Annotated in this window: 11 protein-coding genes; 6 read left to right on the plus strand and 5 right to left on the minus strand. The window is 65.3% G+C overall.

Annotation, left to right across the window (positions count from 1 at the left end):
• Window positions 1-175: 175 nt before the first annotated feature.
• Entirely contained in the window at window positions 176-1390 is a 1215-nt protein-coding gene (locus JANGC3_RS0123760) for an MFS transporter (RefSeq protein ID WP_017878989.1), read from the plus strand.
• A gap of 83 nt (window positions 1391-1473) precedes the next feature.
• On the plus strand, window positions 1474-3537 hold the full coding sequence (locus JANGC3_RS0123765) for a GNAT family N-acetyltransferase (protein ID WP_017878990.1): 2064 nt from the start codon (window positions 1474-1476) through the stop codon (window positions 3535-3537).
• On the opposite strand, the gene JANGC3_RS0123770 is transcribed toward JANGC3_RS0123765, so the two are convergent.
• Entirely contained in the window at window positions 3534-4166 is a 633-nt protein-coding gene (locus JANGC3_RS0123770; protein WP_017878991.1) for a LysE family translocator, read from the minus strand. The two genes, JANGC3_RS0123765 and JANGC3_RS0123770, sit on opposite strands and share 4 nt — an antisense overlap.
• A 46-nt stretch (window positions 4167-4212) precedes the next feature.
• Complete coding sequence (locus JANGC3_RS0123775) at window positions 4213-5472, minus strand: putative Na+/H+ antiporter (RefSeq protein WP_026133430.1); 1260 nt, start codon at window positions 5470-5472, stop codon at window positions 4213-4215.
• 174 nt (window positions 5473-5646) lie between these two features.
• Between JANGC3_RS0123775 and imuA the strand changes: the two genes are divergently transcribed.
• Together imuA and JANGC3_RS0123785 are read left to right on the plus strand one after the other, a co-directional pair.
• Window positions 5647-6357, plus strand: a complete 711-nt coding sequence (gene imuA, locus JANGC3_RS0123780) for a translesion DNA synthesis-associated protein ImuA (RefSeq protein WP_017878993.1) — start codon at window positions 5647-5649, stop codon at window positions 6355-6357.
• A complete protein-coding gene (locus JANGC3_RS0123785; RefSeq protein ID WP_026133431.1) occupies window positions 6287-7768 on the plus strand; it encodes a Y-family DNA polymerase in 1482 nt (493 codons plus the stop codon). The genes imuA and JANGC3_RS0123785 overlap by 71 nt, the downstream gene beginning before the upstream one ends.
• Window positions 7769-8133: 365 nt before the next feature.
• On the opposite strand, the gene JANGC3_RS0123790 is transcribed toward JANGC3_RS0123785, so the two are convergent.
• The 3 genes from JANGC3_RS0123790 to JANGC3_RS0123800 all read right to left on the minus strand — a co-directional run bounded on the left by JANGC3_RS0123790 (window position 8134) and on the right by JANGC3_RS0123800 (window position 11495).
• Entirely contained in the window at window positions 8134-8493 is a 360-nt protein-coding gene (locus JANGC3_RS0123790) for a hypothetical protein (protein ID WP_017878995.1), read from the minus strand.
• A 50-nt stretch (window positions 8494-8543) separates the two neighbouring features.
• A complete protein-coding gene (locus JANGC3_RS0123795; protein WP_017878996.1) occupies window positions 8544-9500 on the minus strand; it encodes a sensor domain-containing diguanylate cyclase in 957 nt (318 codons plus the stop codon).
• 72 nt (window positions 9501-9572) lie between these two features.
• Entirely contained in the window at window positions 9573-11495 is a 1923-nt protein-coding gene (locus JANGC3_RS0123800; RefSeq protein WP_017878997.1) for a M61 family metallopeptidase, read from the minus strand.
• A gap of 270 nt (window positions 11496-11765) precedes the next feature.
• On the opposite strand from JANGC3_RS0123800, the gene JANGC3_RS0123805 reads away from it, so the two are divergent.
• Window positions 11766-12221: an Hsp20 family protein gene (locus JANGC3_RS0123805; RefSeq protein ID WP_017878998.1), complete on the plus strand. Its 456-nt coding sequence runs from the start codon at window positions 11766-11768 to the stop codon at window positions 12219-12221.
• 214 nt (window positions 12222-12435) lie between these two features.
• Window positions 12436-13974: a Do family serine endopeptidase gene (locus JANGC3_RS0123810; protein ID WP_017878999.1), complete on the plus strand. Its 1539-nt coding sequence runs from the start codon at window positions 12436-12438 to the stop codon at window positions 13972-13974.
• The last annotated feature ends 22 nt before the right edge of the window (window positions 13975-13996 follow it).

The raw sequence follows: 13996 nt of genomic DNA on the forward strand, positions 1-13996 counted from the left end.
CCTACTGTGTGGCAACGTACGTATCGCCCCTGGAAAGGTGTAAAGCCGACCAATGTGGTATTAGTTTGGCATTTAAAATAGGCAAAAACATTGCTTAAAAGGTAAATTGGTATACAATTGGTATATGCTGACAGCGGCTGGCCGCGCTGGATACTACCCATTTACGGATCAAGCAATGTATATAAAGTCCAAACAACTGCTCTGGTTTTTTGCGTTTTTCGTCGTTTATGAACTCAATATCTATCTGTCGAATGACATGATCATGCCGGCGATGCTGATCATTATCGATGAGTTCAGGGCGCAGCAAAAATTCATACCCTTGTCCCTGAGCCTGTATCTGCTGGGCGGCAGTTCCATGCAGATTTTCCTCGGCCCTTTAGCCGATTACATCGGTAAGCGCAAACTCATCTTGATAGGCAATTCGTTGTTTCTGCTGGCAACGCTGATGGTGCCGTTTTCCACGTCCATCGAGCAGTTTCTGCTCACGCGCTTTTTCCAGGGGATGGGCTGCTGTTTCGTGTTCGTCGGCTACGCCATGATTCACGAGTTGTTCGACGATATTGAAGCGGTCAAGCTCAGCAGCATCCTGTCCAGCACCACTATATTGGCGCCGCTGGCCGGACCCATTATCGGCAGCGCGATCATCAGCAAGTTGGATTGGAAATACGTGTTTTTCATGTCCGGCGCGCTGGGACTGATTTCATTGGTCGGCTTGTTCAAATTCATGCCGAAAAAAGAGGTGACGCAGCCATTCCTGGACTACGCCGCCATCCGCCGAAGTTACGCGAAAATCTTCAGCAACCGGCGCTTCATGTTCGGCATGTTCACCGCCGGACTGGCCACCGTGCCGCTGACGGCCTGGATCGGTTTTTCTCCCATCTTCGTGATGCAGGATATGCAAGCCTCCTACACCACCTACATCGTCCTGCAATGCGCCATCTTGTCGGGATTCGTTCTGAGCAGTATCGCCATTCAAAAAATCAAAAATGACTTCCCGCTCGTGAATTTGCTGCGCATGGGCGGTTTGATCGCGGCGGCCGGCATGCTGGGCGCTGGCGCGGCTCGTCACCATATCGATGTTTTCGCCGCCTGCATGTTTGTCTACTCCATCGGCTTCGGCTTGTTTAATGGCGCGTTGATCAGGTGCGCGATCACGTCGAGCAAGGAATCGCTGACCTTGACGTCGGCCGCGATGAGCCTGCTTTACTGCATCTACCTGGCTGCCTGGCTGCAGCTCTACAACGTGCTGTGCCAGCGCTTCGGCTACTCCCTGTCGACTTACGCATTGCTGAACATTCCCGTCATTTTGATGATCATGGCCTGCCTGCTGATTTTCTCCAGGGGCATGGCGGCGCGAGGGGGAAGCGCGCTACTGCAAGTCCAGCACTGATATCCGGTAGATTCGCGTGTGCTTGAAATGGTTGACATCGTTCGGAAATTACCTACATTCTCATCGGGAAATATGGAGCGCTCATGAAGATAGATGACCTGGCCTCGCAACACGATCAAGCGAAAATTTTCAACCTGGAGTATGAGTTCCGCATCAATAAGCTGAAGCTCGATTACATCACGCTGGCGGACGCCTTTCCCCATGCGCTGGCGGACGCTGCCCGCCCTTCGCGCAATGACGCGCGCCTGGAGGAAATGGCGGACGAGTACGACGCCGGGGTCGCCGCGCTGCGCACATTTATTCATTTGAATTTCAACCACTTCAACGCGGCAACGTGTTCGTCGCTGAGCTGTATTCCGACGCGTTCGATCGGCAACGATGAACGCTATATCCACAGAATTTGGATGGGCGGGCAGTTGCCGTCCATTGCCGCGGAAGCCATACAGCAGTGGGGCGCGGCGCTCGACGAAGTAAGGGAAAACGGCGGCGCGCCGTATGTGTCGATCCTCTGGGTCTGGGACGAGGGGCAACTGGCGCGCGATCCCCGCTTCAGCCCGACCGGCGGCGTCGGGCGCTACGCCATCGGCCGCTATGCCATCGGCCCGAATACGCTGCATATCAACGCGCTGCGCGACTTGGCGCTGGACTTTGCGCAAGACAGATTTGATCTGTTGGATGAGTTGCATACGAAGCGCTATTTCGCGACGCTGTCCGATTACTTCCGCATCCTGATCATGTGCGAATATGGCGGCATCTACATGGACGTGGATACCATTCCGCATAATCCGGCGACCATTTTTCTGATGACGCCGGAGGTGCCCGATTATTTTCATCGCCAGGTCGCCGACGGCGGCGCGGAAAAAAGCCATCATGTCAGCTGGATGAATCTGTTTTTGGATGAGACCGGCATGGTCATCGCCAAAAAGAACGACCCCGCCCTGAGGGAGGTGTTCCGGAATGTGAATCTGGCCTATTCACGCATCGACGCGGGCATTCCTTGCAGCTGTCCGGAATTCGAATCGCGGCTGTTCGGCGAGTTTTATAGCGAGTGGAAGAAGAACTTGGGCCGGACCTTCCTGAGCCATGCCGAGTTCTACCAGCGCTATTCGGTGCTGTATCACGGCGGCAAAGAGGCGGTGGTCGGTGGAATCCGCGGCATGCGCTTGTTGGTTGATATCATCACCGATATTCAACTGCCCTTGAGCGAGGAGGAAAAGCGCGCGTATGCGCGCTGTATCGCCAGGCTCGACGAGATCAATTGGCGCCTGAAGGACCCCTTGGAGCTGGCCAATATCGTCGATGTGTTTTCAATCGATGAGGCGCCCAGGATGGCGTATCCGGCGCAGTTGCGCGCGGAAGTCGATCATTTCCACTACTACTCGGTGTTGTCGGACGACGGGCAGTTGGACCGGGTGAATGCGATATTTTGCCGCTACCTGGTGGCGCATAATTCGAAAAACATCGCGGCGGGGGCGTTCTGGCGTCGGACCGTCGGCCGCCACAGGGGCGCAAAGGCGCCGGACCATAGCGGCCATGCCGGGCTGTTGTCGCACGCCCCCGTCACACTGGTTCACGGCAGCCTGTTGGGGGAGGAGACCAAGAATCGCATGGCGAAACTCTTGTTTTCCACCAGTTACCTGGAGTACTGCTCCTTTGGGAACAAGCTGAATGTGCAGTTTGTCGAATTGCAAAGGCGGCAAAACATCGATCCCTATTTACAGCACATCCATGGCTTGCACGATGAGGAGGATAATTTCATCGGCTTTTTTACCGCCGCGACGATGGCGGATTTCCAGGCATGCGGCGCGGTATCGTACTACCGCGACGACATGAAGGCGCTCGACGACGCCTACGACCAATTCGTGCTGGAGCATTCCCGCGACGACGATTGTTTCGTCAGCAGTCTGGCTATCGATGAGAAATACCGGGGCAAGGGTTTGTTCAATCAGATGCTCAATGAAATCAAGAGCCTGAGCAGCCGCCGGCGCTGCGAGCGCATCACGCTGACGGTGTGGGAGAAGAGCGACGCCTTGCAGATCTATCTACGCAAGGGCTTCAAGATCGCCGGTACCTTCGACTATGCCTTCAGCATATTTTATGACCGCTTGCACTTCCTGGTGTACGAACCCGGCCAGGGCGGCGCTTAGCGCCGGGCTTCCATCGCCATGCGCATGGCCAGGCCCGCCAGCACGGTTCCCATAAGCCAGCGCTGGATGACCAGCCACGCCGGCCGCCCGGCGAAAAAGCCCGCAATGGTCCCGGCCGTCATGGCGACCAGGGCGTTAACGCTCAGGCTGACGGCGATCTGCGTAAAGCCGAGCGTGAGCGATTGTGCCAGCACGTTGCCATGCTCCAGGCTGATGAACTGGGGCAGCAGGGAAAGGTAGATGACCGCGATCTTCGGGTTGAACAGGCTGGTGAGAAAGCCCATCACAAACAGCCGAGGATTGCTGTCCTGTGGCAAGTCGCGCACGTGGAAGGGTGAGCGTGCGCCCGGTTTTACCGCCTGCCAGGCTAGGTAAAGCAGGTAAATGGCGCCGACGATGCGCAAGGCGTCATAGGCATACGGAACCGCCAGAAACAGTACCGTGATACCCAGGGCGGTGCACACCATGTAGACGACAAAACCCAGGGCCACGCCGCCAAGCGAGACCAGCCCGGCCGCCGCTCCCTGGCAAATCGATCGCGAGATGAGATACACCATGTTCGGGCCGGGCGTCAGCGCCATGCCGAGTGCGACCAGGCCAAAAGCGAGCCAATTGCTTATGTCGGGCATGATGTGTTTCCTTTATATCGATACAAGATGGCACTACATGGCTTGACTACAGGAAAAACGCGGCGGCCGCGACCGCCGTCGGCAGCAGCGCGCCGGCCAGCAGGCCCAGCGCGCTGATCGACTCGTCCTTGAAGCCGCGCCGCAACAGCGCCACGCCGGCCGGGTTGGGCGCGTTGGCGATCACGGTCAGGCCGCCGCCGGCGACGGCGCCGGCCACCAGCATGTATTTCGCCTCGTCGCTCATGCCGGCGATCAGCGAACCGAGGTAGGTCAGGGCGGCGTTGTCGGTGATGGCCGTCAGGCCCAGCGCGCCGAAGAACAGCGACACCGGCGGCAAGCTCGAGACGATCGGTTGCAACCACCATTGCTGCATGCCGCCCAGCACCACCAGCCCGGCCAGGAAGAAGCCGACCAGCAAGCCCTCCTTCAGGATCAGCGGGCTCTGGTAGCGCTGGTAGGCTTGTGAAAACCCCAGGAACAGCAGGAACAGGCCGAGGAACAGCACCGGGTGGTGCGCCAGCGCGACCACGGCGGCCAGCACGCCCAGGTGCACGGCGGTGACCGGCCACGGGATCGCCGCGACCGGCTCGACGTGCGGGCCGGCGTCGTTGGCGGCGGCGCCGCGCAGGTAGCGGCGCAGCAGGAAGCTGGCGCCGGTGGCGTTGACGAGCACGGCGATGGCGGCTTTCCAGCCGAAATGGCTGGCCATGAAGGCGCTGTCCCAGTTCCACGTGGTGGCCACCATCAGCACCGGCGGCGCGGCGTAGGAGGTGAGCGTGCCGCCGATCGAGACGTTGACGAAGAGCACGCCGAGCGCGCCGTATTTGAGCCCCTCGGGAATGCCTTGGCGGAAGATTTGCGGCGCCAGCATCAGCGCCGCCAGCGTCATCGCGGCCGGCTCGGTGATCAGGGAGCCGAGCAGCGGCACTAGCGCCAGGCCGAGCCAGACCAGCGCCAGTTCGGTGCGCACCGGCATCAGCCGGGCCACGCCGCCGAGCAGGCGCTGCATGATGTCGAGCACCGGCCGCGACGCCGCCACCACCATCACCACGAAGACGAACAGCGGCTCGGTGTACTGGCGCGACTCGGCGTAGCCGATGGCCTGGGCGCCGCCGTCGACGAAGGCCATGACGATGATCAGAATGAAGGCCCAGAAGCCGAACACCACCTCGACCTCGCCCAGCAAATGGAACAGGCCGGCGTGGTGCGGATGGCGGTGGGCCAGTACTTCAAACGATTTGGCGGCGAAGGTGTGCAGCAGCGCGAGGCCGAAAACAATCGCGCTGATCAGTTGCATGGTGGTCAAATGGAATGCCTTTTTTAAAAGGAAATGGCCGACGGTCATGCCGGAATACGGTGTCTATTTTACAGTATTACCGCTTGGCACCTGTTGGCGTGCGGGCGGGCGCAAGATAAACCTTGCCAAACCCCGGTTCAAACAGTACTGTGTATTTATACAGTACTCTTACCGGCGAATGTTATGCTCCGATCCGACCTCCTCTCCGCGCCCGAAGCGCTGCACCCGTCCTTGTGGCGGGCCTCGCAGCTGGCGTACTCGGCCACGCGCTGCGTCGACACCGGCTTCGCCGCGCTGTCGGCGCAACTGCCGGGCGGCGGCTGGCCGACCGGCACCCTGATCGATTTGCTGGTGCAGCAGACCGGCAGCGGCGAAATGCGCTTGCTCAGTCCGGCGCTGGCGCGGCTGCCGAAGCTGCCCATCGTGCTGTTGCAGCCGCCCCATCCGCCGCAGGCGCTGGCGTTGGCGGCGCTGGGTTTGGCGCCGTCGCAACTGCTCTGGGTGCGCAGCGGCAGCAGCGGCGACGCGCTGTGGGCGGCCGAAAACGTGCTGCGCAGCGGCAGTTGCGCCGCCTTGCTGTTCTGGCAAAACCATGCGCGCGGCGAAACCCTGCGCCGCCTGCACCTGGCGGCGCAAAGCGGCGACACGCTGTTTTGCATGCTGCGCCCGCTGGCCTCGGCGCAGGACGCCTCGCCGGCGCCGCTGCGGCTGTCGCTGCGCCCGGCCGCCGGCGGCGTCGACATCGGCTTCGTGAAACGCCGGGGACCGCAGCGCGACGCGCCGCTGTTCCTGCCCCTGACCCCCTCTTCTTTACTGCAGCGCCATGCGTCTTTGGATCGGCCTTTATCTGCCCCGGCTTCCGCTCGAAGTGTTTTTTCCGAACTGGTCGGATGACAGTTGCAGCGTGGTGCTGGAGCACGAGCGGGTGGTGGCGCTGTCGCCGTTGGCGCACGCGGCCGGGGTGCGTCCGGGCATGCGCCGCGGCGGCGCGCTGATGCTGGCGCCGCAGGTGCGCGTGCACGAGCGCGCGCCGGCGCGCGAGGCCGAGGCGCTGCACGCGGTGGCGATGGCCTTGCTGCAGTACACGCCGCTGGTGGCGGCGGCCGAGGAGGCCACGCTGTTGATCGACGTCGGTGCCAGCCTGCGCCTGTTCGGCGGCGTGCGCGCGCTGTGCCGGCGCATCGCCGCCAGCGTGCGGGCGCTGGGTTTTTCGGCCGCGCTGGCCTGCGCGCCGACCGCGCGCGGCGCCTGGCTGTTGGCGCGCGCCAACGCCGGGCGGGCGCTGACGATGCCGTCGATGGTGCGCCGGCTGGACCGGCTGCCGAGCGCCCTGCTGCCGCCGGCGCGGCCCTACCTGGAGTGGTTTGACGGCATCGGCTGCCTGACGCTGGGGCAGATGCGCGCCCTGCCGCGGCCCGGTTTGCAGCGGCGCTGCGGCCGCGCGCTGCTCGACATGCTCGACGGCGCGCACGGCCACAGCGCCGACCTGTTTGAATGGATCGAGGCGCCGGCCAGTTTTCGCGCCAAGCTGGAACTGTTCGACCGGGTCGAGGACGCCGGGGCCTTGCTGTTCGGTGCGCGCCGGCTGCTGTTGCAGATGACGGGCTGGCTGTGCGCGCGGCAATGCGCGGTCGAGCGCGTCAGCCTGCTGCTCGAACACGAGCGCGGCCGGGTGGCGCGGCCGCCGACGGCGCTTGAGATCGTGCTGGCCGAGCCGACCTGGCGCGACGACCACCTGCTGCGCCTGCTCAAGGAGCGGCTGGCGCAACTGACGCTGGAGGCGCCGGTGATCGGCCTGTGCCTGGAGGCCTTGCAGGTGCAGCCGATGGCGCCGCCGAGCGAGTCGCTGTTCCCCGAGCCGGGCGGCACGCCGCAGGAGCGCCAGCGCCTGTTCGAGTTGCTGGCGGCGCGGCTGGGTCCGGACAACGTGTTGCAGGCGGCGCCGCGGGCCGACTACCGGCCGGAGGCGGCCAACGCCTGGGTGCCGCTGCAACTGGCGCCGAAGGCGGCGGCCGGCCAGGCGCAACTGCCGGCCGACATCCTCAGCATGCCGCGTCCGAGCTGGCTGCTGGCCAAGCCGGTCGCGCTGCTGATGCGCGAGCACCGGCCGTTTTACGGTTCGCCGCTGACGATGAGGTCGGCGCCGGAACGCATCGAGGCGGGCTGGTGGAGCCAGACGCAGGCGCGCGACTACTTCGTCGCCGAGGGCCGCGACCACGCCCATTACTGGGTCTACCGCGAGCGCATCGGCGGCGCGGTCGAGCAGGCCGAACCGCGCTGGTATCTGCACGGCCTGTTCGGCTGAGGGGGGGGGCTGCGTCGACGCTGACGCCGCCCGCCGGCTCGGCGCCAACATTGTCGGGTTACGCGCGCGTTGCGCGCTAACCCGACCTACGAAAACCTTGGCTTGGCGGCATGGGGGAAGGGACGGCGCGCATAAGGAACGGTTGCGGCCAGGCCGTCATTCCAAGGGGGGGGGGAGGCGATCAGCGCGACTGGACTTGGCCGGCGCCGACGGCGCCAGGCTGGCGGTCCGGCCCGGCTCGATTCGCCGGACGGCCCGTACGCCGGTTGCCGGCGAGTTTACAACCGAGGGTCCGACCCCGGCTCTTTGCCGTTGCTTGATTTCAGCGCCGCCGACCCGCTCACGCTCATTTAACGCCGTTCCTGTCAGGCGTCGTCGCCTTCGTCGAACTCGGCCGCCAGGTCTTTCCAGCCCTTGCTGGCGGCGAAGGTGTTGAACTCCTCCGGCGCTTCGAGCACGATCAATTTCTTGTCCTGCAGGCCCAGGTCGCCGTGGCCGAAGTCCGGGCCGACGTAGCCGAGGCTGCGCAGGCGCGCCAGGATCTGTCCGACCAGGGTCTTGTCTTTGTACGCGTCGGCGTCGATGGCGGCGCTGAAGTCGACGTAGACGTCGATAACGCCGTAGCCTTCGTCGAAAATGCGGATCGCTTTGATGTCGTGCGCGCGGCCGGAGCCGTCGGTGGCCTTGAAGGGGCCGCTCAGTTGGATATCGGTGTCAGTATTCATAGCGTCAGCATACACCAAAACGCCGCCGCGCCACAGGGCCGGCGCTGGCGTCAGCGCGACACCAGATTGCGCCCCTTGGCCTTGGCGCGGTACAGCGCGCGGTCGGCCAGTTCATAAAAAGCGTGCTGGTCGAGCGCGGCGTCGGGGGCGATGAAAACCAGGCCGATCGACAGCGTGACCTGGCCGAAGGGCGCGTTGGCGCGGTGCGCGATGCCGGCCTGGAACACGCCGCGGCGCATGCGCTCGGCCAGCGCGACGCTGTCGTCGGCGCCGCGGCTGGCGAACAGGCAGGCGAATTCGTCGCCGCCGGTGCGAAAGCACAGGTCGGCCGGCCGGCTCAGCGCCGCCCGCATCGCCCGCGCCACCGCCGCCAGCACCCGGTCGCCCGCCGCGTGGCCGTAGTGGTCGTTGTATTGCTTGAAACGGTCGACGTCGGCCAGCAGCAGCGTCAGCACGCGGCGTTCGCGCTGGGCGCGCTTTTGCTCTTCGGCGTAGCGCAGATTGAAGTAGCGCCGGTTGTTCAGGCCGGTCAGCTCGTCGGTGATGCTGTCGAGCCTGGCGGCCTTGGCCTCGGTGACGTCGGTCGAGACGGCGCAGGTCGCGGTGACCCGGCCGGCGCCGTCGAACAGCGGGAACTTCACCGTCGCGTAGGTGTGCAGCGACTGGTCGGCGTGGTACACCGACTCCTCCTCGCGCACCGGGGCGCGCTGTTGCGCGGCGCGCTGGTCGTTGTTCCACAGCTGTTCGGCTATGGCGCGGTGAAACAGGTCGAAGACGTTCCTGCCGACGAAATTGTCGGGGTCGTAGCCGTCGAGGACCGCGAAATGGCGGTTGGCCATGGTCACCGTGCCCTGCAGGTCCTTGGTGGAAATCAGCATCGGCGCGTGCTCGAGCAGGGCGCGCAACAGCCCGTCGGCTGCGCGCAGCCCGGCCAGCTCCTGGAGCTGGCGCGCTAGCTCGTCGCTGGCAGCGCCGGCGTCGGTGGAATGGGCGATATCGGGCGGCATGGACGGGGTGGCGGAGTCGGGGCTATATCATGTAAAAAATGTAATATACACCAGCCCCGCCCGCGGTCCGCCCTATTTTAACGCTTGCAAGATGCCCGTCAAACGGTCCGGCGCGCCCTCGATGCGTTCCAGGCGCGGATAGCGCGGGCCGCCGTGGTAGTCCAGCGCCACGGTGCGAAATTGCGTGCCCTTCTTGACCAGCAATTCAATCGCCTTGGGGTCGCCCTTGGCCGCCTGGATGGCCGCCTTCAGCACCTCCGGCTTGTAGGCGCGGCCGTTCACCGCCAGCAAGGTGGTGTTGCCCGACAGGCCGGCCTGGAACGCCGGCCCGCCCCATTGCAGGTTGCCGATCTTGCCTTCCTTGTCGACCGCCAGGCCCAGCGAGTAGCTGAAATCGGTCCAGTTGCCGCGCCCCTCGGCGCCCTTCAGGAACTCGCTCTGGGTGTCGCCGTAGACCAGTTTCCAGCCGGCCCGCGCCAGGCCGTCGAGCGGCGCGCCGGGGCCGTGGCCGTCCAGGCGGGCGCGCAGGAAGACGGCCCAGTCGTGCGGCTGGACCGCGTTCAACGCCTGCACCACGTCGTCGAAGGTGTAGGGCGCGGTGGCGGCGCTGCCGTCGCCGGCGCCGAAGAAGGCGCGGGCGAAATGGTCGAGCGAACGGCGCTCGCCCGACAGTTCGCGCAGCTTGGTGTCGACGTCGAGCCAGATCAGCGCGCCTTCCGAATAATAGTCCTCGCTGCGTTGCCAGTTGCCCCAGCCGAGCGGGCGGCGGCCGTTGATGATCGGGTCGTTGGTGGTGTCCTGCACCGCGCGCCAGCTGCGGCCCTGGACGTTGTCGTATTGCGCCGCGCTGGCGGCGAAGATGTCGCGCATGTTTTGCGCGCCGATCAGGCCCGAGCGCGCGGCCAGCACGTTGCCCCAGTATTGGGTCTGGCCCTCGTAGACCCACAGCAGGCTGTTTTGCAGCGGCGTGTTGAAGTCCGGCGTGACCTGGTCGGCCGGGCGGCGGAACTTGCCGTTCCAGGAGTGCGCGAACTCGTGCGGCAGCAGCGCCCGCACCGGCTCGCTCTTGGCCCAGTCGGTGAAGTAATCCGGCTTGACGCCGTTCTCGCTGGACTGGTGGTGCTCGCGGCCGATCGCGCCGAAGTCGTCGCTGAGCGCCAGCAGGAAGTCGTAGTGGGCGTAGTGGTGCGACTGGAACAGCTTGTAGCTCTGTTGCACCAGCGCGCGGTGCAGCGCGATGTGTTCCGGCTTCGCCTCCAGGCTGTCGGCGTTGTCGGCGAACAGGTTCAGGTGCACCGGCACCTTGGCGCCCGGGTCGAGGTCGATGCGCTTGACGTGGCGGCCGGCGAACAGCGGCGAGTCGACCAGCTTTTCCAGGTCGAGCGGCTTGAAGGCGACCTCGTTGCCGCGCCGCCCGGCCTGCTCCAGCGCGCTGGCGTACTGCCAGCCGTCGGGCAGGGTCAGGTTGGCCTGCACGCTGATGTTGCGGCTGGCGTAGCCGGCCGGGTACAGCGCCATCGCGTGCCATTGCACGCCGAGGATCTCGTTGCTCATCGTGAAGCGGCCCTGGGTGGCCTCGACCGGCGACAGGTACTGGTATTCGGCCTCCAGCATGGCGACGCCGGCCGGCACCTCGACGTGGAAGGCGAACATGTTGACCGGGTCGCGGCGCCACGCCAGCGCGGTGCCGTTGCCGCTCAGCTTCAGACCGGCGAACTGGGCCAACGGGCCGCTGGGACCGTGGTTGCCGGGTACCCATTGCGGATACAGCAAGGTCACATTGCCGGCCCGCACGGGAATGCTGGCGCTGACGCGGAAGATCTGTTGCGCCAGGTTGGTGGCGTCGACGCGCAGCACGATGGTGCCGGGATAGGCCAGCTCGGCGGCGGCGGCCGGCGCCGCGGCGCGGGCGCCGAAGGCGGCGCCGAGCAACGCGGCGAGCAGGGCGGTCGAGCGCGCGCTGGCGCGTAAACGGAACAGCGATTGAGCAATCATGGGCGGTCGAAAGGGAGGGTGAGTGGATGACCCGCCGGGGCGAAAACGGCCGCCGCCGACAGCCTTGCGCAGGGCCGATCCAGTGTAGCATGCGGCCCGCCGCGGCAGGCTGGAACACCACCGGCAAATTATTTTGCGCCGCCATGGGGCGTCTTGCAGCGTTTTTCAAGGCCTTGAAATGCCTGGGCGGGGGCCGTATATCGTACTCAGCGGATGCTCATCGTGAGGTCCGCGCCACCCTATCGCTTCACTCTTAAAAGGATATCCACCATGCGTACATTCGACCTCGCCCCCCTGTATCGTTCCGCCATCGGCTTCGACCGCCTGGCCCATCTGTTGAACGAAGCGCAGCGCGGCGACGCCCAGCCCAGCTACCCGCCCTACAACATCGAACTGGTGTCGGAGGACAACTACCGCATCGTCATGGCGCTGGCCGGCTTCAGCCGCGCCGAAGTCGACATCGTCGCCGAACGCGATTCGCTGCACGTGACCGGCCGCAAACAAAAGGACGGCGTCGAGCGCACCTTCCTGCACCGTGGCATCGCGGCGCGCGACTTCGAGCAGCGCTTCCAGCTGGCCAACCACGTCAAGGTAACCGGCGCCTCGTTCGACAACGGCATGCTCACCATCGAACTGGTGCGCGAGGTGCCGGAGGCGCACAAGCCGCGCAAGATCGTCATCGACGGCGCGGACAACGTCAGTGCGCTGGAGCGCCAGGCCGCGTAAGCCCGTAATCGCCTACCGACATCCGGCCGGCCCAAGCCGGGACTGGCCGGAACACGGCTTGCAAGGAGCTGGCCCGTATTCCGCTACGGGCCATTCGCGTTTCCCGGCGCGCCAGGTCGATGGCGCGCTGGCCTAGTCGTTTATTTAAGCGGCGTCTAAGTCTAGTGCGCGATGATCCACTACATCAATCATCCTATTCAATCAGGAGCGCCCCATGCAAAAACAATCCCATTCCGGATCGATGACAATCAAACGGCTGACGCTGGCCTTGGCCACCGTCAGCGTCGTCGGCGCCGTCGGCGCGATTGCGATGCACCAGAATAAGGCCGACGCCAATGCGGCGCCGACGGCCGTCGCCGCCATCGCCGCGCCGGCCACGGCCGCCGCGCCGTCGACCGCGGCGGCGCTGACGGTGGCGCTGCCGGACTTCAGCCAGATCGCCGCGCGCAACAGCCCGGCGGTGGTCAACATCAGCGTCACCGGCACCACCAAGGTCGGCCTCGACATGGCCGATGGCGCCCAGGGCCGCGGCCAGCGCGCCGACCCGTTCGGCGACGACCCGTTCTTCGAATTCTTCCGCCGCTTCCAGGGGCCGCAGGGCGGCCAGCGCGGCGGGCGCGAGATGCCGACCCACGGCCTGGGCTCGGGCTTCATCGTCAGCCCGGACGGCGTCATCATCACCAACGCCCACGTCGTGCGCGACGCCAGCGAGGTGACGGTGAAGCTGGCCGACCGCCGCGAATACCGCGCCCGCGTGCTCGGCTCGGACCCGAAAACCGACATCGCGGTGTTGAAGATCGACGCCAAGAACCTGCCGGTGGTGCCGCTGGGCGCCTCGAAGGACTTGAAGGTCGGCGAATGGGTGCTGGCGATCGGTTCGCCCTACGGCTTCGACAGCACCGTCACCGCCGGCGTGGTCAGCGCCAAGGGCCGCTCGTTGCCGGACGACAGCAACGTGCCCTTCATCCAGACCGACGTCGCGGTCAACCCCGGCAACTCGGGCGGGCCGCTGTTCAATGTGCGCGGCGAGGTGGTCGGCGTGAATTCGCAGATCTACAGCCAGACCGGCGGCTTCCAGGGCCTGTCGTTCGCCATTCCAATCGACGTCGCCAACCGCATCAAGGACCAGATCGTCGCCACCGGCAAGGCCAGCCACGCCAAGCTGGGCGTGACGGTGCAGGAGGTCAACCAGGGCTTCGCCGATTCGTTCAAGCTGGCCACGCCGGAGGGCGCGTTGGTGGCCAACGTCGAGCCGGGCAGTCCGGCCGAACGGGCCGGCCTGAAGCCGGGCGACGTGGTGCGCAAGCTCAACGGCCAGAACATCGTCGCCTCGGCCGACCTGCCGGCGATGGTGGGAATCGCGCTGCCGGGTGATAATGTGACGATGGAGGTGTGGCGCGAAGGCAAAACCATCGCGCTGTCGGCCAAGCTGGGCAACGCCGCCGACAAGCTCGCCGACGTCAACCGCGGCGACGCGCCGGCCGGCAAGGTCAAGCTGGGGCTGGCGCTGCGCGCGCTGCAACCGGCCGAGCGGCGCGACGCCGGCCTGCCTTCGGGCCTGCTGGTGGAGGACGCCAGCGGCGCCGCCGCCTACGCCGGGGTGCAGGCCGGCGACGTGCTGCTGTCGGTGAACGGCAAGCCGGTCAACAGCGTCGAACAGGTGCGCGAAGTGGTGGGGCAGTCGGCCAGGTCGGTGGCGCTGCTGATCCAGCGCGGCGCCGAGCGCATCTTCATCCCGGTGCGCCTGGGGTGACGGCCACGCGCGAGGAGCCGGG

It is taken from the genome of Janthinobacterium sp. CG3 (assembly GCF_000344615.1).
Classification (GTDB): domain Bacteria; phylum Pseudomonadota; class Gammaproteobacteria; order Burkholderiales; family Burkholderiaceae_D; genus Janthinobacterium.

Excerpts from the sequence above, each read along its gene's own strand:
- JANGC3_RS0123760 (WP_017878989.1), top strand. The coding sequence starts at position 176 with ATGTATATAAAGTCCAAACAACTGCTCTGGTTTTTTGCGTTTTTCGTC.
- JANGC3_RS0123765 (WP_017878990.1), top strand. The coding sequence starts at position 1,474 with ATGAAGATAGATGACCTGGCCTCGCAACACGATCAAGCGAAAATTTTC.
- JANGC3_RS0123770 (WP_017878991.1), bottom strand. The coding sequence starts at position 4,166 with ATGCCCGACATAAGCAATTGGCTCGCTTTTGGCCTGGTCGCACTCGGC.
- imuA (WP_017878993.1), top strand. The coding sequence starts at position 5,647 with ATGCTCCGATCCGACCTCCTCTCCGCGCCCGAAGCGCTGCACCCGTCC.
- JANGC3_RS0123785 (WP_026133431.1), top strand. The coding sequence starts at position 6,287 with ATGCGTCTTTGGATCGGCCTTTATCTGCCCCGGCTTCCGCTCGAAGTG.
- JANGC3_RS0123790 (WP_017878995.1), bottom strand. The coding sequence starts at position 8,493 with ATGAATACTGACACCGATATCCAACTGAGCGGCCCCTTCAAGGCCACC.
- JANGC3_RS0123795 (WP_017878996.1), bottom strand. The coding sequence starts at position 9,500 with ATGCCGCCCGATATCGCCCATTCCACCGACGCCGGCGCTGCCAGCGAC.
- JANGC3_RS0123800 (WP_017878997.1), bottom strand. The coding sequence starts at position 11,495 with ATGATTGCTCAATCGCTGTTCCGTTTACGCGCCAGCGCGCGCTCGACC.
- JANGC3_RS0123805 (WP_017878998.1), top strand. The coding sequence starts at position 11,766 with ATGCGTACATTCGACCTCGCCCCCCTGTATCGTTCCGCCATCGGCTTC.
- JANGC3_RS0123810 (WP_017878999.1), top strand. The coding sequence starts at position 12,436 with ATGCAAAAACAATCCCATTCCGGATCGATGACAATCAAACGGCTGACG.